This is a genomic window from Sphingobacterium sp. xlx-130 (genome assembly GCF_011007405.1).
Taxonomy (GTDB): Bacteria; Bacteroidota; Bacteroidia; order Sphingobacteriales; family Sphingobacteriaceae; genus Sphingobacterium; species Sphingobacterium luzhongxinii.
Genome location: NZ_WFKN01000001.1, coordinates 33,183 through 58,024, shown reverse-complemented (window position 1 = coordinate 58,024; position 24,842 = coordinate 33,183). Strand labels below are relative to the sequence as shown.

At 41.5% G+C, this 24,842-nt stretch carries 19 protein-coding genes and 1 pseudogene; 12 read left to right on the top strand and 8 right to left on the bottom strand.

The window, feature by feature from the left end; genetic code table 11:
* Positions 1–187: 187 nt before the first annotated feature.
* From G7B18_RS00195 to bioB, 7 genes are all read left to right on the top strand, one after another.
* The gene (locus tag G7B18_RS00195) at positions 188–1,042 is read left to right on the top strand and encodes a hemin ABC transporter substrate-binding protein (protein ID WP_164111830.1); all 855 of its coding nucleotides are present in this window, start codon (positions 188–190) and stop codon (positions 1,040–1,042) included.
* A gap of 9 nt (positions 1,043–1,051) precedes the next feature.
* Positions 1,052–2,083, top strand: a complete 1,032-nt coding sequence (locus G7B18_RS00190) for a FecCD family ABC transporter permease (RefSeq protein WP_240452726.1) — start codon at positions 1,052–1,054, stop codon at positions 2,081–2,083.
* A 15-nt stretch (positions 2,084–2,098) separates the two neighbouring features.
* Positions 2,099–3,814 (top strand): heme ABC transporter ATP-binding protein, encoded by a 1,716-nt coding sequence (locus tag G7B18_RS00185; RefSeq protein ID WP_164121809.1) that lies wholly within the window; start codon positions 2,099–2,101, stop codon positions 3,812–3,814.
* A 70-nt stretch (positions 3,815–3,884) separates the two neighbouring features.
* Positions 3,885–4,847 (top strand): helix-turn-helix transcriptional regulator, encoded by a 963-nt coding sequence (locus G7B18_RS00180; protein WP_164111828.1) that lies wholly within the window; start codon positions 3,885–3,887, stop codon positions 4,845–4,847.
* 248 nt (positions 4,848–5,095) lie between these two features.
* On the top strand, positions 5,096–5,308 hold the full coding sequence (locus G7B18_RS00175; protein ID WP_164111827.1) for a hypothetical protein: 213 nt from the start codon (positions 5,096–5,098) through the stop codon (positions 5,306–5,308).
* 254 nt (positions 5,309–5,562) lie between these two features.
* Positions 5,563–6,945, top strand: coding sequence for an arylsulfatase (locus G7B18_RS00170; protein WP_240452725.1), 1,383 nt, complete (start codon positions 5,563–5,565; stop codon positions 6,943–6,945).
* Between the two features lie 80 nt (positions 6,946–7,025).
* The gene (gene bioB, locus G7B18_RS00165) at positions 7,026–8,012 is read left to right on the top strand and encodes a biotin synthase BioB (protein ID WP_205600218.1); all 987 of its coding nucleotides are present in this window, start codon (positions 7,026–7,028) and stop codon (positions 8,010–8,012) included.
* On the opposite strand, the gene G7B18_RS00160 is transcribed toward bioB, so the two are convergent.
* Together G7B18_RS00160 and G7B18_RS00155 are read right to left on the bottom strand one after the other, a co-directional pair.
* Complete coding sequence (locus tag G7B18_RS00160) at positions 8,005–8,565, bottom strand: DUF4230 domain-containing protein (protein WP_164121807.1); 561 nt, start codon at positions 8,563–8,565, stop codon at positions 8,005–8,007. The genes bioB and G7B18_RS00160 overlap by 8 nt on opposite strands.
* Before the next feature lie 126 nt (positions 8,566–8,691).
* A pseudogene (locus G7B18_RS00155) lies at positions 8,692–9,066 on the bottom strand (hypothetical protein); the annotation flags it as partial.
* Between the two features lie 255 nt (positions 9,067–9,321).
* On the opposite strand from G7B18_RS00155, the gene G7B18_RS19330 reads away from it, so the two are divergent.
* The 4 genes from G7B18_RS19330 (at position 9,322) to G7B18_RS00135 (ending at position 17,560) form a co-directional block, all read left to right on the top strand.
* Positions 9,322–9,675, top strand: coding sequence for a DUF6660 family protein (locus G7B18_RS19330; protein WP_164121806.1), 354 nt, complete (start codon positions 9,322–9,324; stop codon positions 9,673–9,675).
* Positions 9,676–9,865: 190 nt separating this feature from the next.
* A complete protein-coding gene (locus tag G7B18_RS00145) occupies positions 9,866–14,176 on the top strand; it encodes a CusA/CzcA family heavy metal efflux RND transporter (RefSeq protein ID WP_164111824.1) in 4,311 nt (1,436 codons plus the stop codon).
* Between the two features lie 8 nt (positions 14,177–14,184).
* Positions 14,185–15,468 (top strand): efflux RND transporter periplasmic adaptor subunit, encoded by a 1,284-nt coding sequence (locus G7B18_RS00140; protein WP_164111823.1) that lies wholly within the window; start codon positions 14,185–14,187, stop codon positions 15,466–15,468.
* Positions 15,469–15,496: 28 nt separating this feature from the next.
* Complete coding sequence (locus G7B18_RS00135; RefSeq protein ID WP_164111822.1) at positions 15,497–17,560, top strand: heavy metal translocating P-type ATPase; 2,064 nt, start codon at positions 15,497–15,499, stop codon at positions 17,558–17,560.
* 354 nt (positions 17,561–17,914) lie between these two features.
* Here G7B18_RS00135 and G7B18_RS19015 read toward each other — a convergent pair whose 3' ends face one another.
* The 6 genes from G7B18_RS19015 to G7B18_RS00110 all read right to left on the bottom strand — a co-directional run bounded on the left by G7B18_RS19015 (position 17,915) and on the right by G7B18_RS00110 (position 23,727).
* Positions 17,915–18,391: an EamA family transporter gene (locus G7B18_RS19015; protein WP_240452724.1), complete on the bottom strand. Its 477-nt coding sequence runs from the start codon at positions 18,389–18,391 to the stop codon at positions 17,915–17,917.
* The gene (locus G7B18_RS19010) at positions 18,345–18,620 is read right to left on the bottom strand and encodes a hypothetical protein (RefSeq protein ID WP_240452723.1); all 276 of its coding nucleotides are present in this window, start codon (positions 18,618–18,620) and stop codon (positions 18,345–18,347) included. The genes G7B18_RS19015 and G7B18_RS19010 overlap by 47 nt, the downstream gene beginning before the upstream one ends.
* 496 nt (positions 18,621–19,116) lie before the next feature.
* A complete protein-coding gene (locus G7B18_RS00125) occupies positions 19,117–19,287 on the bottom strand; it encodes a hypothetical protein (RefSeq protein WP_164111821.1) in 171 nt (56 codons plus the stop codon).
* Positions 19,288–19,386: 99 nt separating this feature from the next.
* Entirely contained in the window at positions 19,387–20,085 is a 699-nt protein-coding gene (locus G7B18_RS00120; RefSeq protein ID WP_164111820.1) for a DinB family protein, read from the bottom strand.
* A gap of 83 nt (positions 20,086–20,168) precedes the next feature.
* Entirely contained in the window at positions 20,169–22,343 is a 2,175-nt protein-coding gene (locus tag G7B18_RS00115; RefSeq protein ID WP_164121805.1) for a S9 family peptidase, read from the bottom strand.
* Complete coding sequence (locus G7B18_RS00110) at positions 22,333–23,727, bottom strand: aminopeptidase P family protein (protein ID WP_164121804.1); 1,395 nt, start codon at positions 23,725–23,727, stop codon at positions 22,333–22,335. Before G7B18_RS00110 ends, G7B18_RS00115 begins: the two co-directional genes overlap by 11 nt.
* A 464-nt stretch (positions 23,728–24,191) precedes the next feature.
* Here G7B18_RS00110 and G7B18_RS00105 point away from each other — a divergent pair, with 464 nt between their 5' ends.
* Complete coding sequence (locus G7B18_RS00105; protein ID WP_164121803.1) at positions 24,192–24,653, top strand: lipocalin family protein; 462 nt, start codon at positions 24,192–24,194, stop codon at positions 24,651–24,653.
* The last annotated feature ends 189 nt before the right edge of the window (positions 24,654–24,842 follow it).

Sequence of the window (24,842 nt, the reverse complement as noted above, 5' to 3'; positions counted from 1 at the left end):
TATTTGTTTTATAGTTGTTTAGGGTTGATTTTAGCAGGTTTGTTGTTAAAGCGGCATTATTATAATTATTTGTATTTAGACTTATTATTGATTTGCTTTGTAGCAGGTTTGGAGTAGGAAAGACTTTGTCGCAAATAAACTTGTTTAGGAATGAACATAAAAAATAGAAGATATAAAATAGATTTAAATGAGAAGATTTGTTATTGTGTGGGTTTGTTTACTATGTGTGCTTGCTGTTAAAGCAGATTATGCACGGGTAATTACGTTAAGTAGTTCGATTACAGAAACAGTATATGCCTTGGGATTAGGTAATTCGGTGGTAGCAACAGATGTGACCAGTGTATCACCTAAAGCTGCTGCTGCACTTCCCCGTGTCAGTAAAAACCGTTCGATCTCGGCAGAAGGTATATTGGCTTCCAAGCCTACCTTAGTATTAGCGATTGAAGGAGAAGTCTCGACTGCCGTTGTACAGCAGATCCGTAAATCGGGAATAAAATTTGTGGCACTGAAGCAAGAATACGCTGTCAAGGGAGCATTTAAATTTATTCAGGATATAGCAGATGCACTTGGAAAAACGGCCGAGGGCAAAGTCGTGGTAGAACGGACGAGATTGAGTCTCGATCGTACATTGGAAGTGGTTGTTGACGAGGGAAAAGGATCGCCAAAACCAAAGATTCTATTTATATATGCGAGAGGTACAGGGACGATGAGTGTAGCGGGTAAGGGGAGTAGTCTGGATGCGATGATTGAATTGGCTGGAGCAAAAAATGCAGTTCAGGAATTTTCTGATTTTAAACCCTATACCACCGAATCGCTGGTCGATGCGAATCCCGACATTATCCTAATGTTTGATTTTGGCTTAAGTAGCATCGGTGGTAAAGAAGCGATGCTGAAGTTACCAGGAGTACGCATTACAGAAGCTGGAAAATATAAGCGTATTTTGGTTATGAACCCCTCGTTACTTGTCAATTTTAGTACACGTCTGCCCGAAGCTGTTATGGAACTACACAAGGGGATAGTCGATATGATGAATTTAAGATAAGGAGATGCAGTGGAGAGAAAGCAGCGTATTATTTTAATCGTATTGGCTGTAGTTACTATGGTGATTGCCATAGTTGCTCTAGGATTAGGAGCTTATTATATTCCGGTCGACGATATTCTTCGTCTTATTGCTAGCAGATCGGGTTTGCTTCAAGATATAGGTCTTGATGTGACACATGACAATGTACTCTTTATAATCCGTATGCCGAGAGTGTTGCTAGGCTTGTTGGTCGGCGCTGCACTAGGTGTATCAGGAGCTGCTATTCAAGGGATATTTCGTAATCCATTGGCAGAGCCGGGACTAATTGGGATCTCTTCCGGAGCGTCTTTATTTGCCGTGATGATTATTGCTATGGAAACGTTGGTATTCCATAGTCTTGCCAAATGGTTAGGTTATTACTTATTAGCTTTCGGAGCTTTCTTTGGGGCTGGGCTTACGGCATTTGTGGTCTATCAGATAGCCCGTAAGGAAGGTAAGACCAATGTAACCACCATGTTGTTGGCTGGTATTGCTATCAATGCTTTTGCTGGAGCGCTAACAGGGCTGATGACTTATATGGCGACCGAACAACAGCTGCGAACTATCACTTTCTGGATGTTAGGGAGTTTGGGTGGTGCTACCTGGGACAATGTGATGGCAATTCTTCCTTTTATAGCGATTCCGCTCATCGTCCTACCGTTTTATGGTAAGGCTTTGAATGCTTTTGCTTTAGGGGAGTTACAAGCAGATCTGCTGGGGATGCGTACAGATCGGGTAAAGCTTTGGGTAATCGTGTTGTCGACATTAGCTGTCGGAGCTTCGGTGGCGGTATCGGGTATCATTGGTTTTGTGGGTCTACTGGTACCTCATATCATACGTCTAATGGGTGGTTCAGACCATAAATACGTACTCACAGGATCTATGTTACTGGGAGCGGTGGTACTGACCCTAGCAGATGTACTCTCTCGGGTGTTGATCGCTCCGATTGAATTGCCCATAGGTGTGATTACTGCATTATTGGGAACACCTGTATTTTTATATATTTTAATAAAGGATAAATAATAAAATAAGCAGCTTATGCTACGTGTTGAAAAGCTATCATATGAGATAAAAGGCAGAAGGCTGCTCAAAGATATCTCCTTTCAGATGAGGAAAGGAGAAGTATTGGCTATACTTGGTGCTAATGGGGCAGGAAAGTCTACATTGATGGGCGTGCTTTGTGGTGATAAGAAGCCAACGGAGGGAGCTGTGCTGTTGAATGGCAAGACATTGGATCAATATGACATGAAAGAACTGTCCCGGTGTCGCGCTATGCTGAGCCAGCAGCAACAGATGACACTGGCCTTCAAGGTGAGCGAGATCGTGATGATGGGACGCTATCCTCATTTTAAATCCAGTCCATCTGCTAATGACATACTGATCGTCGAAGAGGTGATGAATTTGTGTGGGGTGAAATCATTGGAAGATCGTACTTTTTTGAGTTTGTCGGGAGGTGAGCAACAACGCGTTCAGCTAGCGCGAGTGCTTGCCCAAATCTGGGATAATAAGGATAGTTTGTTGTTATTGGATGAGCCCATATCGGCGTTGGATCTGAGGTACCAACAGAAAGTTTTAGCTATTGCCAAGGCATTGGCCCGACGTGGATTTATGGTCGTATTGATTGTACATGATGTCAATTTTGCTGCTATATATGCCGATCGGATAATTATGTTGAAGAATGGTCGAAAGCTCCTTGACGGAACTCCAATAGAAGTTCTCAATACAAAAGATATCTATACTATCTTTTCTGTAGAATCTGTTGTGGAGCTGAGTTCCAAGACACTCAAACCTTATGTGAAGCTAGAAGAACTAGTACTTGATGCATTAGTTTTTAATTCCTTATTGACAAGTGAGTCAAATATGACAACGGAAAGGACGTTAGATTTGTTGATTGATAAGTCACCCTATTTGTCAGCAGAAGAGTTGGCTTGCCAAGTCGGTATCTCGGAGTTTGAAATCTGGCGTCTTGACAAGAGAAATAACACGAAAGTATTTAGAACCGATTTTGATCTGTTAACTGAAATATTGCCAACCTTAGGTAAGGTACGTATATGTTCAGGTGCTAAGGGAGTCAAGCATACGTTGGTTGGTGGTTATACCTTACATAGCTATGAATCCGGAAAAAAGGCAGTATTTGCAGGAGATTTTGACTTAGCTTTTCTTTTTAACCATTGGCATATAGGTCTATTGATCGAAAATGAAAGCGGAAGGGCATTGCGTTTTTTTAATAAAAATGGCATGGAGCTACATGCTATTTCTTTGTCCGATGAGCAGAATGATGCAGATCGTTCTGAGGGAATGAAAGACCTGATTCTTACTGAAAACGGGGACAATGGATGGGAGCACTGTTTTTCGGATCGCACCATAGAAGTATCCAAACCAAAGAAGGATCAATATTATCAATCTATGAGTCAATTTCGCAAGATTTTAGCATTATGTGCTGCCAAAAAGACTCCCGTGTCCATCAAACTGCTCAATGGAGGATGCGAACAGTCGTATACAGGGGTAGTGTTCAACCTGATTGACCAAGGAAGTAGATATATCATTAAGGAACCGACATTCGAGTTGGAAATCGTATGGCAAAATATAGGAAGGATCGTGTCTCGGGAGGATGATCATTTCAAAGGTCCGGTAGTCATCGAGCTTTTTAATAACTATGACGATCTTATCCTAACACTTCAGGCAAGTTACATTATAATACAGGAGAATTGGGATGAAGTGTTAGGTAAATGTAATAAGAACTCTGTTGTTTAGAAAGAATTTAAATAAGAGTGTTTTGTTATAGGAAAAACGATATCTTTATCGCACTAGGAATTGCTTGGGTATGTTGATAAAAAGTAAAATAGTAGAATTTGATGAATGGCTTTTTATTGAAGAAATTCCGGATAGTTATGTGCCGGATAAACCTTTGGTAGAACAGCGTTTGGATATAGATCGAAAGCCCGTTCGTATGCATAATTTTCAACTATCTACGAGCGGTCTTTTTATTTTACATAGTCGTATGTATTTTGAACAACCCGTACAGGTACATACTGAGGTGGAGGGGGAGGCCATTACCAGTCAGTTTATTTTCTATAAAGCGATAGACGATAAGATGCCATTTGGTATGAGCAGACATAATATACGCTATATTCCATCCGTGCAGTCTGTCCATGAGGTAAAGGAAGGTATCGAATACAATTATTTTATTGCGGTTATCTCCAAAGCTTACTATCTTAACCTGATTAAAAGAGATTCGGTATTACATCGGGATTTTGTTACTGCTATAGAAAAGGGGGAGTATGTCAGTTTTTCGGAAGATGACCTAATGGCGACTTATGAAATGCAACACACGATCTCTGAGCTTATCGAATCGAAAAAGACAGGCGAAATAAGGCGATTACATACCGAATCCCGCATTGTCGAACTGTTAATGTATCAGTTTGAACAATATAATGAGAGATCCAGTCAGGTGCCGACACAGTTCAACGATAGCGATGTCGAACGTCTGGAGCTAGCCAGACAAATTTTAGAGCAGCGCATTGCTAATCCGCCGACCCAACGGGAGTTAGCCTGTGAAGTGCTTACGAGTGAAAGCAAACTCCGAAAGGATTTTAAAGAGTACTTTTCAGTCACTATACACGATTACCTCACGCGCGTGCGTATGGAGAAAGCAAGGTCATATCTTCTGGAAGATAAGCTATCTGTTTATGAAGTCGCATTCCTTACGGGCTATGGACACCAAAATAACTTTAGCAGTGCCTTCAAGAAATACTATGGTATTTCTCCTGGGAAGCTCAAGACCTGATATTATTCTTTATTTTAATGTTCTTCATAGGGATATAATCAATAGTAGCTTGGTGATTTTTTTAACTATAGACCAGTGGAACTTTTGATTTTTGGAAGTAAACGCTAGTCATAGATCGTTTTTTCCTTTTCCATTAAATCTAATGGAAACTTATCGATGAACATAAAAAATCCCAAAAAAATACAGCCAAGTAGGTATTGTAGCAGCTTTTTTGGAGTTTCAGTATCACATCTTGTCATACAGATGACTTGTTTGTTGGACAGAAGCCACAGGTGGAGAATGGTCAAGACAGACTTTACGGACAGAAGCCGATAGAAAGAAATTGGATCTTGGTAGTCGACAAAATAGTTCTACTACAGACATCTGGTGGGGAAGAATATGTCTATGTCGAAGAGAGTCTATTGCCGGTACTTACCCAAGTACTGGATCTGATACAGGATGAGACACATATTCAACCTTAGTATTATAAGAATAAAGAATTTGCTTATATCAAAGAAAGGACGTATGAAGGCGTAAAGGAGTATCCTGTACAATTGAATAAGCTCCTGGCGGTGAGTGCCGTATAGACGCTTTATGACGATAGTATATTTCGTTAACTGGACGACTCCTCTAAATTGTTATTAGGCCGACGCTAGGGAAAAACTCGCGATAGTATGAACTAGGAGCATTATGGTAAATTGTGTATATTCGAACAATGGAAATACTTAAACCTTTTATGTCATTAGTAGCCCTCTTGATACTAATTTCTCCACTTCAAGCACAAAAAAAGGCTATAAAGCCCAATATTATTTTTATTCTGGCAGATGATATGGGCTATGGCGATATCGGGAGCTATGGACAAAAATATATTAAAACACCAGTTCTTGACCGTTTGGCTGCAGAGGGCAGAAGATATACCCAGTTTTATGCCGGTAGCACGGTATGTGCACCATCTAGAGCAAGTTTGATGACAGGACAGCATACCGGAAAGGTATACATCCGTGGAAATGGTGAGATCCCTCTTAGAAGTCAAGACACCATTATCACGCAGGTACTGAAACGGGCTGGTTATACCAACGGTATGGTCGGGAAATGGGGGTTGGGATTAGCAGGAACTACTGGTGCACCCGAAAATAAAAACTGGGATTTCTTTACCGGATTTTTACACCATGTAGAAGGGCATTTTCAATTGAGTGACTCTATATGGAGCCTTCAAAATGGACATAGCGTTAAGGTAAAGTTAGATAAAGATACCTATGTGAATGAACTTTTCGCCAAAGAAGCTGTAAGTTTTATAGAGCGAAATAAGGATAATCCATTCTTTCTGTATGTATCATTTACGGTACCTCATGCCGAACTCAAGGTGCCTGAAAGATATTTACAACCTTATCTAGATGTGGATGGTACCAGCGTGTTTGCTCCAGAGAAGGCACAACCTGCTGGACAGCATTACGGGGAGCAGCGCTATCCAAAAGCTGCCTATGCTGCGATGGTGACGAGTATGGATGATTATACAGGATGGATATTGGCCAAGCTTGACGAATTAGGAATATCAGACAATACCCTAGTGATCTTTAGCAGTGATAACGGCACTCATAAAGAGGGAGGAAGGACTATGGACGATATCATACGGGTATTCGAGAGCACTGGGGGACTGCGTGGTGTAAAGCGAGATCTTTATGAAGGAGGTATCCGTACACCTTTTATAGCCAAATGGCCGGGACATATTAAGCCCGGCACGGTAAGTGACTACATGGCTACGTTTTGGGACATCTTGCCTACATTTGCCGATATAGCACAAACGCAGGTACCAACCAATGTAGATGGGATCTCCTTTTCGAAGGAACTCACATCTCGTAGGCAAAAAGTAAACAGGCCACTGTACTGGGAATTTAATGAAGGTGGATTTAAGCAAGCTGTTCGCTTGGGCGATTGGAAAGCTATTCGCTTTTATAAGGATGGCAAACCTCAAAGGACAGAACTGTATAATGTCGTTAAAGATAGATCCGAAAAGAATGATCTAAGCGGACAGAATAAGAACAAGGTGAAGGAGTTAGAAAGGCTGATGGAAAAGCTGCGGACCGAATCTGAAAATAAGCTTTTTGAGAAGAAGAGCTAAAACTAGTTATACCGGACTATCTGAAATCTCAAAAGTGGATCAGCATCTTTATGGGCAATGATTGTAGATTTGCGGCTATAATGAAGAAAATACTACAAAAACAGCTTTTAAGACACGATTGGACTAGAGCAGAACTACTTGCCATCTACAATAAGCCACTAATGGAGCTGGTCTACGAAGCGGCTTCGGTACACCGTATGTGGCATGATCCGCAAGAGGTACAGGTATCAACGCTTCTCTCGGTAAAAACAGGTGGCTGTCCAGAAGACTGCTCATATTGCGGACAGGCAGCCCGCTATCATACGGACATCAAGGTACAGGCGCTTCTGCCTACAGAGACGGTGCTGTCACATGCACGAAAGGCCAAGGAAAATGGTTCCTCACGATTCTGTATGGCTGCCGCTTGGCGCGAGGTACGTGACAATCGGGATTTTGACCGTATTATCGATATGGTGAAAGGGGTGAATGCTATCGGTCTAGAAGTATGTTGCACCTTGGGAATGTTGACAGAAAGTCAAGCAAAAAGACTGCAGGAAGCCGGCTTGTACGCCTATAACCACAATCTGGATACTTCAGAAGAGTACTACGATGAGATTATCTCTACCCGGACCTTCGACAATAGGATCAATACGATCAACAATGTACGAAAGGCTGGCGTTACGGTTTGTTCGGGAGGTATTATCGGCCTGGGAGAGACCACAGCCGACCGAATAGCGATGCTGCTCACCTTGGCCACAATGGAATTGCATCCCGAATCAGTTCCAATTAATGCATTGGCGCGTGTCAAAGGGACTCCGTTGGAGAATAATCCGAAAGTAGAGATCTGGGATATGGTAAGAATGATAGCTACAGCACGTATCATTATGCCCGCATCGACCGTGAGACTCAGCGCCGGTCGTGTCGAAATGACCGAAACCGAACAGGCCTGGTGTTTTATGGCAGGAGCCAACTCTATTTTCAGTGGAGAAAGGGAAACGCTACTCGTAACCCCTAATCCCGGAATGTCGGAAGATATGACGATGTTTGCACGTCTAGGTCTGAAACCTAAAGTATGTAAAACTACTTGAAAGTAAGGTTTACTTTTTTAAATCCAAGTCCTTCTAGCAGAGGTTGTAATACATGTTGCGCATTGGACTGTGTTTGTGCGAGTATGTCTGATTTTTGAACCTGTTTGGTGATCTCGACCTCTGCACCTTTGAATGCTTCATCTACTAAGTCCGCCTCTCTAAAGAAAGCCATTTTAGTGTCGTATACTTTAGACGCCTTGTGGTCAATCCTAACATAACAAAGTTCTGCCTTTGGCAGGGTGATAGACGCAGATTCTCCGGACACTACGACATCTTCTGCTTTAAGTTTCCTGAGATCGATACAACCGACTGCGTCCGCTTTTACGATAAGTAAGACACTGGCTTCCGGTAGATAGGTGCTTATATTTTTGTGCTCGATTACGTCGCTAAATCGGTATTTGACCAATTCCAGTTTTCCCATCGCTTCAATTCGTTCTACTAGAATCTGATGTTTGCTTTCTACCTTGGTATTTGGTGAAAATTTGTCTTTTATTAGCCACACAATAATCCCGATCAAAACAAGAGGGACAAGAAATCTTAGTAATGTTTTCATCTGCTTATATTTGTTTCTCATTTGTGATGAAGCTATCAGATTTAATTAGCGCTTTGCTTGAGTTTTTCGGAAAACTGTAACAATCTCTTCAAGCTCTTTGGTGCTAAGTTGCGAACTTATCTCTAGTTAGTTTATAAAATACAAGATTTCTTCTGGTGCAGCAGGGTAGCCCATATTTTGTCCCTTTGTAGTCAATGTGGCACCTTGAGGTCTGCTTTGCGGGTCTGCAATCAAATTTTTCTTGTTGTCAAAGACAAGCCGGCTTTGCAAACCTTGATCAGCATTGTTGTATTTTTTCAGGAGATCAGTGGCTCTGGTTTTTTCTAGGTTTTCTTTCTCTTTTCTCTCGTATACCGTAAAATCTGCAACGACATAGTTTTTGTCGAAGTAGGCTTTTATGGCTGGATGATTCGGACTAGGTTTCATCTTATGGCACCATCCGCACCAAGATACGTGAAATAAGGTCTGCACATTTTTGTTTTCCTTTGCAGCTTTCGCAACAGCGGAATTTAATACCTCTTCTGTCGAAGCAGATTGTACGAAATTGCTTTATAACTTAAGACTCATACGAAGCTTAATACTAGTGTTTTCATGTGTAATATTGTTTACTTTTATAGTAAGCAATATTTAATCACAGTTATATATGTTATTCTATTGTTACATATCTGGTTTTTTCTCACTCTAATGGGTTGTCATCCTTGTTTGGACGATGTAAACTAAGCTATTGATCGTGTGGGATAGGCGTTTATTATTTGGATGTTTTGTGAGAAATATGTAATATTGTTCGTGTTGAGATGGTTGACCTCTATATTGTCCATTTATATCTTTGTACTGGCTATGGTGCCCTGTACAGACCAGCTCTCTGCACAAACACCAACACACTTAACACATTTAGATTCCGATTCTCATGATCACGAACAAGGCGATACTTGTACCCCCTTGTGCGGTTGTTCTTGCTGTGGAGCTCACATTACAGAAGTATCTTGCTTTTGGTACGAGAGCCCTGAACAACCCTTGATTTATCAGATCGAAGATCAATTTTTCAAAAAGGAAACATCCATTTTTGACTATAGTGGAAGTGTTTGGCAACCTCCTAAATTTCAAGTCTAGTCAAATCTTAAGATATACATACACCTGTATGTACGGAGTCAATTTTATTGAAATTTAATATACGATACTTTCAACAATATTTAGTATTAATTGTTGTCTTCTTATAGGTTCATTCAATAGTTATTATCCGCAAAGATTTGATGCTCATAATTTCGTTTATAATAGGGTTAAAGACTTAATTTGAATTATCGTGTTAGATAGTATTATCCGATTTAGTATAAAGAATAAAATCATCATAGGGTTGATGACCTTGTCGCTCATTATTTGGGGAAGCTGGAGTGCGACAAAATTGCCTATAGATGCGGTGCCTGATATCACGAATAATCAGGTGCAGATATTTACTTCTGTGCCAACACTGGCAGGTCAGGAGGTAGAACAATTGGTCACATTTCCGATCGAACAGAGTATAGCCAACGTCCCCAATGTGGAGGAGATCCGGAGTATTTCCAGATTCGGTCTATCGGTGATCACCGTTGTGTTTCAAGAAGAAGTAGATATCTACTTCGCCAGGCAGCTGATCAATGAAAAACTAAAAGAAGCCGTTGAAAAGATACCGGAAGGTGTTGGTAGTCCCGAGATGGCTCCTGTGAGTACGGGGCTAGGTGAGGTGTATCAGTATATTATCCATCCCAAGAAAGGAAGCGAAAGTAAATACGATGCCAAGAGTCTTCGCGAAATGCAGGATTGGATTGTCGCTAGGCAATTGTATGGTACGCCTGGTATTGCGGAAATTAACAGTTTCGGTGGACAGTTGAAACAATACGAGGTCGCTGTCAATCCCGATCGGTTGCGAGCGATGAATGTGAGCATCCCTGAGCTTTTCATTGCACTTGAAAAGAACAACCAGAACACGGGTGGTGCTTATATCGATAAACAGCCCAATGCTTATTTTATACGCGGTGTAGGATTGGTCACCTCATTGGAAGATGTAGGAAATATTGCGATCAAGACGGTAGGTGAAGTGCCGGTATATATAAAGGATGTGGCTGATGTGCGATTTGGAAGCGCCGTACGTTATGGTGCACTGACCTACAATGGGGAGGTGGACGCGGTTGGAGGAGTGGTCATGATGCTCAAGGGAGAAAATAGTAATGAAGTGGTTCAGCGTATCAAGGAGAAGCTACCTACGATTCAGAAATCTCTCCCTGATGATGTAGTAATAGAGGCTTATCTCGATCGTACTGATTTGGTAGATAGGGCTATACAAACTGTTGAAAAGAACCTTATTGAGGGGGCTCTTATTGTTATATTCGTATTGGTGTTGTTCTTAGGAAACCTAAGAGCAGGGTTGATAGTAGCATCGGCTATTCCATTGTCCTTACTATTTGCTCTTGGGATGATGAATGTATTCGGGGTGAGTGCGAATTTGATGAGTCTAGGCGCTATTGATTTTGGCTTGATTGTGGACGGAGCGGTCATCGTGGTAGAGGCTACGCTACATCATCTGGGATTACGTAAGACAACAGAGCGACTTACTCAGACACAGATGGACGACGAAGTATTCGAGTCGGCATCGAAAATAAGGACAAGTGCGGCTTTTGGGGAGATTATTATCCTTATTGTATACATTCCGATCTTAACTTTAGTTGGGGTAGAAGGTAAAATGTTTACGCCAATGGCCAAAACAGTGGGCTTTGCAATCTTTGGAGCGTTGATTCTTTCGTTGACGTATATTCCTATGATGTGTGCCCTGTACTTACCGAAAAAGAACAGCCGTAAGAATACGTTTAGCGATAAGATGATTGCCAAACTTCAGGGCTGGTATAAACCAGTATTGGAAAATGTAATTAAGGTTAAGTATATTGTAGTAGGGTTGACTGTATTGGTGTTTGGATTTTCTATGTTTCTATTCAGTAGAATGGGAGGTGAATTTATTCCACAGCTGGAAGAGGGGGATTATGCCTTTCACTGTATCTTACCTCAGGGGAGTTCGCTTAATCAGAGTATTGAAACCTCTATGAAGGCCTCCCGCATTATTAAAGAATTTGAGGAGGTGCGCATGGTCGTCGGTAAGACAGGAGCGGCCGAGGTACCTACCGACCCGATGCCTCCTGAGGCTACCGATATGATGGTAATCCTGAAACCGCAGAGTGAATGGAAATCGGGTAGGACGTATAAAGAACTCGGTGATGCTATTCTAGAAAAACTGGAGGTAATCCCTGGAGTCTTCTTCGAGAAAAACCAACCGATACAGATGCGTTTTAACGAACTGATGACCGGTATCCGTCAGGATGTCGCTGTGAAAATTTTTGGTGAGAATATGGATACTTTGGCAACTTATGCCAATCAGGTAGGCGCTGTCATACAGACTGTAGAGGGGGCTACGCCACCACAGATCGAACGAGTAAGTGGTCTACCGCAAATCAATATCGTCTATGACCGTACCCGTATTGCCAATTATGGATTGACAATCCAAGATGTCAACGATATTGTAAGTACGGCTTTTGCGGGCAAGAGTACTGGAAGTGTCTACGAAAATGAACGTCGCTTTGATTTGGTTGTCCGGTTGGATAGTACGCATAGAAGCAGTATTGACGATGTTAGAAATCTGTTGGTGCCGACTTCTAGTGGTGTGCAAGTCCCTTTATTCCAATTGGCGGATATAGATTACAAACTTGGTCCTGCTCAGATCAGTAGAGAATCCGGAAAGCGAAGGATCGTCGTTGGATTTAATGTGTCGGGGCGTGATGTGCAGTCTGTAGTCGAAGATATACAACAGAAGTTGGAGACGGTGAAGCTACCTCCGGGATACTATTTTACCTATGGCGGTCAGTTTGAAAATCTCCAGAAAGCGTCCGCTCGTCTATTGATTGCCGTGCCAATAGCTTTATTGTTGATATTTATGTTATTGTATTTTACTTTTCACTCTTTCAAACAGGCAATATTAATATTTACCGCTATCCCAATGAGTGCTATCGGTGGAGTCTTTGCACTTTTACTACGAGATATGCCTTTCAGTATCAGCGCCGGAATCGGTTTCATCGCCCTATTTGGAGTAGCTGTGTTAAATGGAATAGTGCTGATAGGCACATTCAATCAACTGCAAAAAGATGGAGTTACTGATGTGTTGCAACGTGTACGGGAAGGGACTTTAATCCGATTGCGTCCGGTATTGATGACTGCCACTGTAGCTTCTCTCGGTTTTTTACCGATGGCCATCAGTACGAGCGCTGGTGCCGAAGTCCAAAAGCCTTTGGCGACGGTGGTCATTGGAGGGCTGGTCACTGCAACCTTCTTGACTTTGTTTGTGCTCCCTTTATTATATATTATATTTAATTCAAAATTAAAAATACGCAAGCAGGATGTTATGAAAACCACTATGACTATTTTCTTCGTGGGCATGGGCTTGTTATTTGCAAATGCTCAGAATCGGGTTTCTGTGGATGTTTTGATCGATAGTGCCTTAAAAAACAATTTACAGTATAAAATGAATCAAGCCGAAGTAGAAGTGGCAGGATATACGGTAAAGACAGCAAACGATATCGCAAAAGTCAATATTTTTGCTCAGAACGAGGAAATGCAACCTTCGAATAAAAATGGAAACTTTAATATTGGTATATCACAGGATATTGCTTGGCCGGGATTGTACGCCGCGCGAAGGAAGTATTTTATCGAACAGCTGAAGTATGTGGAACTAAATAGGGATTTACTATCTGCAATAATAAGACGAGATGTCCGGACTGCGTATTTTCAACTGTGGTATTTGCAGGACCGACAGCAGCTACTTATTCAATTGGATAGCATTTATAATAATTTATTTAAAGCTACTGATCTGCGTGTAAGGACGGGAGATGTGGCTATGCTAGATCGTATCGCGGCAGAAGCAAAGCTGAATGAACTTCGTGCGCAGATCGAACAGAATAAGAAAGATATGGTGGTAGAGCAGCAACAGTTAATGTTATTGACCAACCGCAATGAATGGATACTTCCGGTCGCAGAACCTATGCAAAAGATCAAAATGGTGACTTTAGAAGAAGGTGTATTGCATCCGATATTAGCGATACAACAACAAAGTATTGCTGTCGCATCCTCTAATGTTCAGTTACAAAAAAACAGTAATATGCCCGATTTTTCAGGCCGTTTTTTTTCCCAGCGGTTTTTAGGGATGAACGACCCGATAACGGGCTTCTCAGTAGGTGCCTCTTTCCCGTTATTTGGTATTTCGGCGGCCCGTAATAAAGTACGTGCGGCACAGGCTGAAGTCAAAGCTCAAGAAGAGACTTTGCTTTATGCCAAACAGCAGTTACGGACTGATCAATCGGTCGCATTGGCCGAAATGGATAAAAATAATGCATTGCTTAAGTTTTATGAAACTTCAGGACTTAGGCAAGCCAATGAAATTATTAAAGCTGCAACATTGAGTTACAATACAGGCGAAATTGCTTTTGCTGAACTCAGCCAATTTTTAGGGCAGGCCATTGCGATTCGACAAAATCATCTCGATGCGTTGAACCTGTACAATAAGTCGGCTATACAGATTAATTATTTGACTAATAAATAGAGACACGGATGAAATTAAATATAAAAATATTACCGGTTATTGCTGTTCTGTTATTGGCAGTTGCTTGTAAGGGAAATAAATCGGAGAATACAGGTAACGAACACACGGGGACTGAAGAGAAGGAGGCCGGAGGGCATGATGAAGAGGAGTCACTTATAGCGTCTCTAAATATGGAACAGATCGCTTCGGTAGGTATCACATGGTCTGGACTGGAATATCGAAACCTATCTTCCACGATCAAGGTCAATGGCCAATTGAGTGTGCCCAATAGTAATAAGGCTAATGCGACATCATTGTACGGTGGAGTCATCAAGAGCCTTACGGTACAGTTGGGGGATTATGTGCGGAAAGGACAAACCATCGCCACTATCACTAACCCACAATTTATTCAGCTACAAGAAGAGTACCTGACGGTGTCAAGTCAGATTATATTGGCCGAGCAGGAATTGCAACGGCAAGAGGAGCTAAACGCTTCAAATGCAGGAGCAGGTAAGAACTTACAGTCAGCAAAGACGACAATGAATACGCTACGTACCCGAAGAGCGTCTTTACAGCAGCAGATTGAATTGATGGGGATTGACGCAAAGAACCTTTCTAATAGCAATTTAAGATCTTCTTTATTGGTCAAAAGTCCTATAAACGGAACAGTTAGCAATGTCTTTGCCAAGATAGGTAGCTATGTCGACGTCTCTTCCCCCGTGATAGAAATTGTTGATAATAGTCTGCTTCATCTCGACTTGCAGGTGTTTGAAAAAGACTTGCCGAATGTGAAGATTGGTCAAGTTATTGATTTTACACTGACTAATAATCCTGGATTGACGTATAAAGCAAAGGTTTTCAGAATAGGTGCTTCATTTGAAAATGAGAGCAAGTCTGTTGCCGTGCATTGTGACGTATTAGGCAATAAGGATGGGTTGATTGATGGTATGAATACGATCGGTGTATTGGATTTGAATACAAAAAAATCACTTGCGGTTCCCAATGATGCCCTCGTCGAAGCGGATGGTAAGTATTATATTTTTATAATGACCGATAAAGAAGGTGAGGTCCATCACGAAGAAGAGGGGCATGAACATAAAGAGGGAGAAGGCCATGAACATAATCATGCGAAAGGAGAAAAGGAAGGAGATGGAGTCAATTTTGAAAAGATTGAAGTCGCCATAGGTGTGTCTGATTTGGGGTACACTGCGATAACTCCAGTCTCTGATCTGGCGAAGGATACACAGGTAGTCACTAAAGGAGCTTTCTTTATCAATGCAAAATTAAGTAATACAGGCGGACATTCACATTAATACAACAAAATTTGATGAAATTAACAGTATGGACGAACATAAACATCGATATGACGAAATGGGGAGACAGCTTTGTTGTACACAAAGTCAGAAAATATACGACAAAGCGGGGGCTTCCGAACTTGTAGGTTCAAAAAATAGAAAGGAGAAAGGCGATTGCTGCACGCATGATGTCGAAGCGGATTCTCACGACGAAGATCACGACCATAGTCATGATTTGGGGACTGGGAATTATTTAAGGCTATTTATACCAGCTATTATGAGTTTGGTCTTATTGTTGGTAGCTCTAGGTATCGATAATTATTATCCGAAGGAATGGTTCAAAGGTTGGGTTAGGGTACTTTGGTATCTAGTCGCTTATGTCCCGGTGGGACTCCCCGTTTTAAAGGATGCTGTGGTAAGTATATTTAGGGGTAATTTTTTCTCTGAGTTTTTCCTGATGGGGATTGCGACATTAGGTGCTTTTGCGATTAGTGAATACCCGGAAGGCGTTGCTGTGATGTTATTTTATGCCGTTGGAGAGAGCTTTCAGACACTGGCAGTGTCGCGTGCTAAATCTAATATTAAGTCTTTGCTAGACCAAAGGCCTGATCAAGCTACAGTGATGCGTAATGGAGTAGCGTTGCAGATCAAAGCGAAAGATGTACGAATCAATGATGTCATACAGCTTAAAGCTGGTGAAAAACTAGGTTTGGATGGTATCCTGATGAATGAAAAAGCAGTATTTAATACCGCTGCCCTCACTGGAGAGAGTAAACCTGATACCAAATATGAGGGCGAAGTAGTACTGGCAGGAATGATCAATCTAGATACCCTAGTTAATGTGCTGGTTACTACGGCTTATGCAGATAGCAAATTGAGTAGGATTTTGGAGATGGTGCAGAATGCCAGTAACAAAAAAGCACCTACAGAATTGTTTATCTCCAGGTTTGCCAAGATTTATACGCCTATTGTTGTCTTTTTGGCTGTCGCCATAGCCTTATTACCCGCACTCTTCGTTACGGATTATCAGTTTACTGTATGGCTTTATAGGGCATTGGTGTTTTTAGTGATCTCCTGTCCTTGTGCTTTAGTAATATCAATTCCGTTGGGATACTTTGGAGGGATTGGAGCTGCTAGCCGCAATGGAATCTTAATTAAAGGATCCAACTTTTTAGATGTTCTATCAGACATACAGAACGTGGTGATGGACAAAACCGGCACTATGACGGAAGGTGTTTTCGAAGTACAGAAGCTCGAGTTAGCAGATGGATTTGACAGAAAGGAAATCCTAGCTATGGTCAATAGCTTGGAAAGTAAAAGTTCGCATCCTGTGGCGACAGCTATCCATAATTATGTAGGTGATCTGGATCATAGTCTTGTGCTCGAAGAGGTAGAGGAGATAGCTGGACATGGGTTGAAGGCCTCCGTAAAAGGCAGGGAGCTGTTGGTGGGTAATTTTAGATTGATGGACAAGTTTTCTATCGATTACGATATCGATCCTGCTTCTATCGTCTTCACAGTCATCGCAATCGCTTACGGAGGGCAGTTTGCGGGATATATCACTATTTCGGATCGGATCAAAGACGACGCGTTAAAGACGATTAGACAATTACATAGGAGCGGAGTCAAAGCTACTATGTTAAGTGGTGATAAGAGCTCGGTAGTGCAGTATGTCGCTAAGGAACTTGGTATAGACCATGCTTTCGGAGATTTGTTGCCAGAAGACAAAGTAAAGCGAGTTGAGGAGATTAAAAGTAAGGGCGAATCGGTGGCATTCGTTGGTGATGGTGTCAATGATGCTCCGGTAGTGGCGCTCAGTGATGTGGGGATAGCAATGGGCGGATTGGGCAGTGATGCTACTATTGAGACGGCCGATGTGGTCATACAAGATGATAGACCGAGTAAAATTCCTATTGCTATACGTATTGGCAAGAAAACTAAACGTATCGTATGGCAAAATATTGTACTGGCTTTTGTGGTAAAGGCTATTGTTCTTGTGCTAGGAGCAGGAGGTCTGGCTACGATGTGGGAAGCGGTATTTGCAGATGTAGGGGTAGCTTTATTGGCGATTCTGAATGCGGTACGGATACAGCGCTTTAATTTTGAATAAATAGAGATCTACGAGGAATTTATTCAAGTTGCGGTAGAATGAAATCTGCTCGCTGTGCTACGGATAGCTTGGGTACTTCAATTAGGGGTACCCCAAGCTTTCATAGGTTGCGCACATCGATTTATAAGTTGCTGCTACCACCGGAATGGATTGTTTTCGTTCGGTATTATTGATGTAGATAGCCTCCCATGGAAGGGTAATAAAAACAGTTTCCGAATATATGTGCTGTAAACAGCCCTCACATATGTTGTCAGGCACTGCCAAGTCAGAGAGGATTAACTATCCCACAACATCGAGGATTCCTTTATAAAAAAGATTGGACACTTTTGAATCGCGGTTTCTCTACACATATAATCAACAATAGCCTGTTCTTACATCGCTATAGCAAAAGCTATTGGATCTATGCATTGTAACTTGTGTCCCCGCAGAAGCTAACTGTGGCCATATGATCTGGCGTCTTATCTCTGGTATACAGGTATAGCATTTGACCGTTATAACAAAACAGATGGATAGCCATTGTGAAAATGTAAGGGCTTCTTGCAGAAAAAGCAATCCTAAAAAAGCTGCAAAAGCTGGTTCTAGACTTGTTAAGATACTGAAAGTCCTATAAGTTAGATGCTTAACCGCGACGAGGTCTAAAGAAAATGGGAGCGCACTAGAGAAAATAGCGGCACCAAATCCATTAAATAGTAATAGAGGGGTAACCTGAAATATAGCGCCATCCCAAAGGGAGAATGGAATGATGATTAACGTCGCAAATAGCATACCTGTTGTTACTGCGTCTTTACTCTCCATGACTTTCGATACTTTGCTTCCCACGACGATATACATGGCCCAGAACGTACCTGCTAATAAAGCTAATACCAGATCCTATGAGGTCTACATCACTATTTGTCCAGGGAACGATCAGTAATATACCTATACAGGCTAGGAGAGCCCAAGCGGTATCAAGTAGCTTGCGTGAAAGGGATAAAGACAAGAAAAGAGGTCCTACAAATTCGACAGTGACGGCTAGACCTAATGGAATACGTTGTATGGACATATAAAAAATAAGGTTCATCGCCGCGATACCGATTCTATACAATGCAGCGTACCACCATTATTGTCCGGTGAATTTAGAAAACTGAGGACGGTTGATTAATGTAAGTAATATAGCAGATAATCCAATGCGTAAGGTGTTGGTACCAATGGCACCTATAGCTGGAAATCATTGCTTTGCAATAGAGGCTCCGCCTTGTAAACAAGCTATAGATAGAAGCGGCGCAGGAAGGGCTATTTTCGTGTTTTTAGTTGGCATAAATATTTACCCCTATAATATGATCGTTAGATACTGTTCCATGATCATTAAATAATAAAAAACTGAAAGAACATCGGAAGCACAAGACTACAAAATTTTCTTCATAGGATATAGGTGATGAAGAAATATTAAATAGTCGTAGGGGCTATGAATCAGTAAGTTGATGTACCTATAACCAATGGTGCATAGGCAAGTTAAGGTTTAGATGGGCTATAGCACAGTGAGTGCTGCAAAAAAGCACCATAGAATATCCAAGATACTATTCCTTGTTTTTAATCTGTTGGGTATTAATTAGTAGAGCCGTGAAATTTAGAAGGATAGATACACCCATCAATGTAAACTTGATATAGGTTTCATTGCTTGTTATTCCAAAAACTAATAATAACATGGCTATAGGTACCAATGTCCGATCTAATTTAAATTTTCTCATGTACTTAGATTTATATCAAGGTGATACGACTGGAATAGAGATATCACCTTGATAATAAAGATACAAGCTTTCAATTAAATTGTCAAGAATAATCCGCAATTACTTTGGGAAATTGGCGTTGGATTTTATTTCTTGAATCTGGGCGGTATGTCTGGCGGTATGAGCAGCTAGAAATAGCAGACTTTGATACCCATCAGCTACGCCTGTAGGGTATTTACTCAAATGACTACGTAACTTAACAATATCAGCACTTTTTATGTAATCTATTATTAACTTACGCTCTTTGTCGAAATCTGCCCAAGCCACACTGGTATTTTCGTATTGACCTTTGGGTTGTAACATTTCTGGAGCCTGAAATTTTTGACTTCGATTAGTAATTGTTTTTAAAATTTCTTCATCAGTCTGACTACGTTGATTTGTAGGATCTGATTGAGAATCTTTTCCTAGCTGTTGTTGTATCATGTCAAAGAGCATTTTTTCAGTGAGTATGATATGTTCTAGGCATTGACTAACAGACCAGTGGTTTTGATCGGGTTTAAATTGTAGCTGTTCGTTACTCAGCCCAGAAATGCTCTTTTGCAAAGCTAGACTGGTATCCTCATAGTATTGTATAAGCTTGCTAATATCACCACTATCTTGCCTGACAAGGATTTGTGTACTATAGTTTTGAGGTATTTGATCTAAAATGTCTTTGCTCGTAGATGCAAAAGATTGTGGTAATGATAGGACGAGCAGACTACTTATGGCTATTACCAATTTTAGACGAGGCTGACAGTATTCCTTAAATAGCTTTTTCATTGTTGTGTTTTTTTTGGTAACACAATAATAGTCAGTATAAAACAAATAAAACTTGCCATCTGACAAGTTTTATTTGTTTTTTGCTATTTAGCGCCTGGTGGACAGTGTTGCTTTAGGTATCGCGTGTACAGTCTAGCTAAATGTTCCGATGTACCTTCCCCTTCGTTGATCGAATGACTACGGTTCGGATAGGCCATCATGTCAAAGGCGATACCATGTTTGATAAGCTCATTGATATATACTTCCGCATTCTGATAGTGTACATTATCATCACCCGTACCATGAATCAGTAGGAGATTGCCCCGTACATTTTTGGCATAGGTCAGTGCCGATCCTTTTATAAAATCAGCTTCATTTTCCTGAGGCAATCCCATGTATCGTTCCTGGTAGATATTATCGTACAAGAGTTGATTCGTCACGGGTGCTACGGAGATCCCCGTTTGGTATATATCCGGATACTGCCCCAATAGATTGAGGGTAGAAGCCCCACCTCCGGACCATCCCCATACAGCCACACGGTCCGTATCTATAAATCCCCACTTGAAAATTTCTTTGGCACCCATAGCCTGGTCCCTGATGTTGATTACACCTATGTTTTTATAGATGGATTTACGCCACTCACGTCCCTTAGGAGCAGGAGCACCACGGTTTTCCAGCGAGATGTAGACATAACCATCCTCGGTCATATCACCAGCATACAGAAAGTTCTTACCTGCGTAAAAGTTATCCGTCACTGTTTGCGAAGCAGGCTCACCGTATACGTAAAAGACTACCGGGTATTTCTTCTGCGGGTCAAAGTTTTTAGGCTTCACCATCCAGCCATCCAGTGTCACTCCATCCACCGTTGTCACCTGGAAAAATTCCGTTTGTGGTATGGTTTTGTCCGCTTGCATCTCCCGCGTAGGAGGGATGAGCTGCGAATGAGCAGGCAGGGATACTACGGAACCATTACTATAAGCCGTGGTGCTATTTTGGGTAAAAATAGCCAGTTTTCCATTAGGCGAGATCGTATAGGTATTCGTACCTTTCAGTTCAGCCGGTGTAATCCGTTTTGCTTTACCTCCTGCAAAAGACAACTGATAAAGATGCTTTTGGGTTGCGTTGAGCGGAGAAGCACTGAAATAAATACTTTTGGATAGGGGATCAATTCGGTCTATCTGGATCACATCAAAGTTGTCTTTACTTAACAACGTCTCCTTACCTTGAAGATCGATTTTATAGATCTGTCTCCATCCTGATTTTTCCGAGAGCCAGATAAAGGCTTTGCCTCCGTCCATCCAGTCCCATCCACTGGGATCACCGTCATTCCAACGTGCTTTGATATCTATCCAAGCAGGGTCAGTTTCGGTATGTATTGTATGGCTAGTTCCTGTATTAGCATCGCTAAGCATGATTTTACTCTCGTTCTGTTTGCGGTTCAGCTGTTGTAATATCACAGACTTCGCATCCAGCGTCCATTCCATGCGTGGGATATAATGCTGGCTGGGATCACCAGGGATATCCATCGTCTTGTTGGTGCTATTATTTAGGTCATACACCCATATACTGGTAGCTGAAGGCTTGAGTCCTACCTTCGGATACTCCACAGGAATGATAAACGAATACAGGCTATCTGTATTATTGATCATGTAGAAATGGCGTGTATCTTTCGCATCCTGCTTCCAGTAGGCTATTTTTTTTCCATCCGGAGACCATCTGAAACCGTCCTTCGTGCCAAATTCCTCTTCATAGGCCCAGTCGAAGGTACCATTGATCATACGATCAGTGCCATCCTGCGTTATCTGTTTATAGTCTAGCGTATTGGTATCTTCTATGTAGATATTATGTTTAGAGACATAAGCCACCTGTTTTCCATCGGGCGAGAATTTAGCAAACATCAATGACGATTCCGGCAGTCCCTTGCCCAACTGTGTCAGCGCTTTATTGTTCAGGTTGTACAGCCAATAGTCACCTCTCGTATTTTCGCGCCATACCCGTTTGGTATTTGCAAATAACAAGAGCGTCTTTTTGTCTGGTGACAATTGAAAGCTCTGCACTTCCAGTGGTGAGCGTTGTCCTGTTGGAGTAAGGTCTTTGGCCGCAAGAAATACTTCTCGTTTGTTGGCGTGCAAGAGGTCGACAATGACGATACCATCTTTAGAGAAATCGTAGTATCCATTGCCATCTTCAGTCCATTGCGTCTGCGCTGCCGCCGACGCCAGACAAAAGAGCTGAACTGCGAATAAGGCTAGTAAAATGCGTGTGATCTTATTGTACATGATTGGTTCTATAGTTTTCTATATCTTCTACTGATTTGATTAACTCGGGGCCTAACATACGGAAACCCTCATTGGTAATTAAGAAATTATCTTCTATCCGTATACCGCCAAAATCACGGTACGACTCCAGCAGGTCATAATTAATGAACTGGGACAGCTTATTTTCCTTCTTCCACATATCGATAAGTTCCGGTATGATGTAGATCCCCGGTTCGACAGTTAGCACGAATCCTGTTTGTAGTTCACGTCCCAGGCGTAGAGATTTAAGACCAAATGTACTCGTATCCTTAGGCTCTTGCTCGGTGTATCCCACATACTGCTCGCCCAGATCTTCCATATCATGTACATCGAGCCCCATCATATGGCCTAATCCACATTGAAAGAATAGGGTGTGTGCATGTGCCTGTACAGCCTCTTCCGGATCTCCCTTCATCAGTCCTACGTCCACAAGACCTTCGACAAGATGTCTTGCTGCAAGCAGATGTACATCCTTAAACTGTACCCCTGGTTTCAGACGCTCTCTCGCTCCCTCGAAAGCTTTTAGTACGACATTATATAAGTCCCGTTGGCGTGCAGTGAAGCGCCCCGAAACCGGGAAAGTCCGGGTGAGATCTGCTGCATAGCCCATAGCCGTCTCCGCACCCGAATCGTTCAGTATCATATCGCCTTCTTTTAGGAAGTTCTGTTGATAAGCATTGTGAAGTATCTCTCCATGTACCGTCACTATTGGTGGATAAGCAAAGTTACAGTTGTGGTCATACGCGTAGTGTTGGATGGCAACGGCGATATGGCGTTCCTGTATACCGACCTGAGCCGTACGCATAGCTAATAGATGCATTTCTGTAGAGACTGTCAATGCTTTTTCGATTTCAGCTATCTCTTGGTTCTCTTTGATCGATCGTTGTGCTACCACGGCTTTGATAAATGGAACAGAGGGATTTATTTCCTTCGGGTTGACCTGCAATAATTCGCCAAGCAATAGTTTGTTGCTGGATTGATACGGCGGAAGGTAGTGTATAGTCCTACCAATTTTTTTAGCTTGTTGTAGGTATGATGCCAATTGTGCGAAAGGAAGCGTTTCCTGCACTCCACATTTTAAGGATTTATCTTTCAGCGACTCCTGCTGTCCGGTCCATACGATATCATCTATACTCAGCTCATTGCCAAAAATGATCGTTTTATCATTGTCTATATCGATAATGGCAGCTAGATAAGGAGCAGGAATGCCAAAGTAATATAAAAAAGTACTATCCTGACGAAAAGGATAGGTGTTATGCTCGAAATTAATAGGATTCTCAATATTCCCTAAGAAGAGCAGGACACCACTGGAGATTTGCTTTTGAAGCGCTGCTCTTCGGGATTGATAAGTCTGTACCGAAAACATAGTAATACCTAGATTAAGTGTTTGAAATAATGGAGGTAAAGTTTGGAAAAAAAAGTGAGACTTCTAGGGAGGGGTGTGGAGATATCCTATGACTTTGCCCTCCATCTTTTGTACCTGTTGGTTTTTTCAATGGGGAAGTAGGAGGAGTCTATGGTGTAGATGATATATTACATGGATTGTGTGGTTTTTTCCTTAGTCATTTGTTACGATCCTTATGGGGATAGCAGTGTGTCTCCAATGCTTGCACGAGCGTCCTCGCTCGTGTGTTATTTATTTAGAAAGGTATGTAGATGGATACGAACGAGGACGCTCGCTCAACAAGGGGAGAGTAACCTAACAGATGTGTAAGTTTCAGGTAGTTAAATCACTACATAATAAAAGATGATTTTACGGTTTCCCGTAATAAAGCGGGCTGTAATATGTCTAATTTTGATTATTCAAATTATTTATAAAAATAAAATACTATGAACATTAAACATTTACTATTACTATTTACAATTGCTTTAGCGTCATTCTCCTGTTCAAAAGACAAAGATGAAAATTCTCCTTCTATTGTTGGCAAATGGGAGTTTGTTACTGATACTTATCAGTATTATGATGCGAAGGGGGTAGAATTAGTGGAAGAGAGAGAAGTTAAAAATTATGATGGTTGGGTTAAAAAACCATATTTTGACATCAGGAGTAATGGGACAATGACGCTTGTTGACTTCGATGCAGATGGGAAATCTGCTGATCCTATTGAGTTTACGTATACGATAAAAGGTGATAAGATTATCATGACTCGTGATACTAAAGAGGTTGGAAAAGTCGTGATCGAAGCGCCATTTACTATTAAGAATGATGTTCTTACTATAGTCGTCGTCGAGGAAGAGTTTGAAGACGGTGGTAAAGAAGTGATGACTTCAGTTTCTAAACGAATTAAGTAAATTATAGCTATCAGTCTATATACATAAAGGAGTACCGTTCTTAGATCGGTGCTCTTTTTTATTATGATTGTTCTACAAAAATTTGCTTCAAGCACAAGAAAATAGTTACAAATAATGTTTTTTTTGTACGTCAACATGATGTATGTAGCGCTTTAACTACCACATTAAGAGAATATAATCTATAATACG

Bases quoted from the DNA above. Each gene is read 5' to 3' on its own strand.
- G7B18_RS00185 (WP_164121809.1), top strand. From the start codon at position 2,099: ATGCTACGTGTTGAAAAGCTATCATATGAGATAAAAGGCAGAAGGCTG.
- G7B18_RS00115 (WP_164121805.1), bottom strand. From the start codon at position 22,343: ATGTACAATAAGATCACACGCATTTTACTAGCCTTATTCGCAGTTCAG.
- G7B18_RS00140 (WP_164111823.1), top strand. From the start codon at position 14,185: ATGAAATTAAATATAAAAATATTACCGGTTATTGCTGTTCTGTTATTG.
- G7B18_RS00120 (WP_164111820.1), bottom strand. From the start codon at position 20,085: ATGAAAAAGCTATTTAAGGAATACTGTCAGCCTCGTCTAAAATTGGTA.
- G7B18_RS19010 (WP_240452723.1), bottom strand. From the start codon at position 18,620: ATGAACCTTATTTTTTATATGTCCATACAACGTATTCCATTAGGTCTA.
- G7B18_RS00180 (WP_164111828.1), top strand. From the start codon at position 3,885: ATGTTGATAAAAAGTAAAATAGTAGAATTTGATGAATGGCTTTTTATT.
- G7B18_RS19015 (WP_240452724.1), bottom strand. From the start codon at position 18,391: ATGTATATCGTCGTGGGAAGCAAAGTATCGAAAGTCATGGAGAGTAAA.
- bioB (WP_205600218.1), top strand. From the start codon at position 7,026: ATGAAGAAAATACTACAAAAACAGCTTTTAAGACACGATTGGACTAGA.
- G7B18_RS00110 (WP_164121804.1), bottom strand. From the start codon at position 23,727: ATGTTTTCGGTACAGACTTATCAATCCCGAAGAGCAGCGCTTCAAAAG.
- G7B18_RS00105 (WP_164121803.1), top strand. From the start codon at position 24,192: ATGAACATTAAACATTTACTATTACTATTTACAATTGCTTTAGCGTCA.
- G7B18_RS19330 (WP_164121806.1), top strand. From the start codon at position 9,322: ATGTTTTGTGAGAAATATGTAATATTGTTCGTGTTGAGATGGTTGACC.
- G7B18_RS00125 (WP_164111821.1), bottom strand. From the start codon at position 19,287: ATGAGAAAATTTAAATTAGATCGGACATTGGTACCTATAGCCATGTTA.
- G7B18_RS00170 (WP_240452725.1), top strand. From the start codon at position 5,563: ATGTCATTAGTAGCCCTCTTGATACTAATTTCTCCACTTCAAGCACAA.
- G7B18_RS00135 (WP_164111822.1), top strand. From the start codon at position 15,497: ATGGACGAACATAAACATCGATATGACGAAATGGGGAGACAGCTTTGT.
- G7B18_RS00195 (WP_164111830.1), top strand. From the start codon at position 188: ATGAGAAGATTTGTTATTGTGTGGGTTTGTTTACTATGTGTGCTTGCT.
- G7B18_RS00160 (WP_164121807.1), bottom strand. From the start codon at position 8,565: ATGAAAACATTACTAAGATTTCTTGTCCCTCTTGTTTTGATCGGGATT.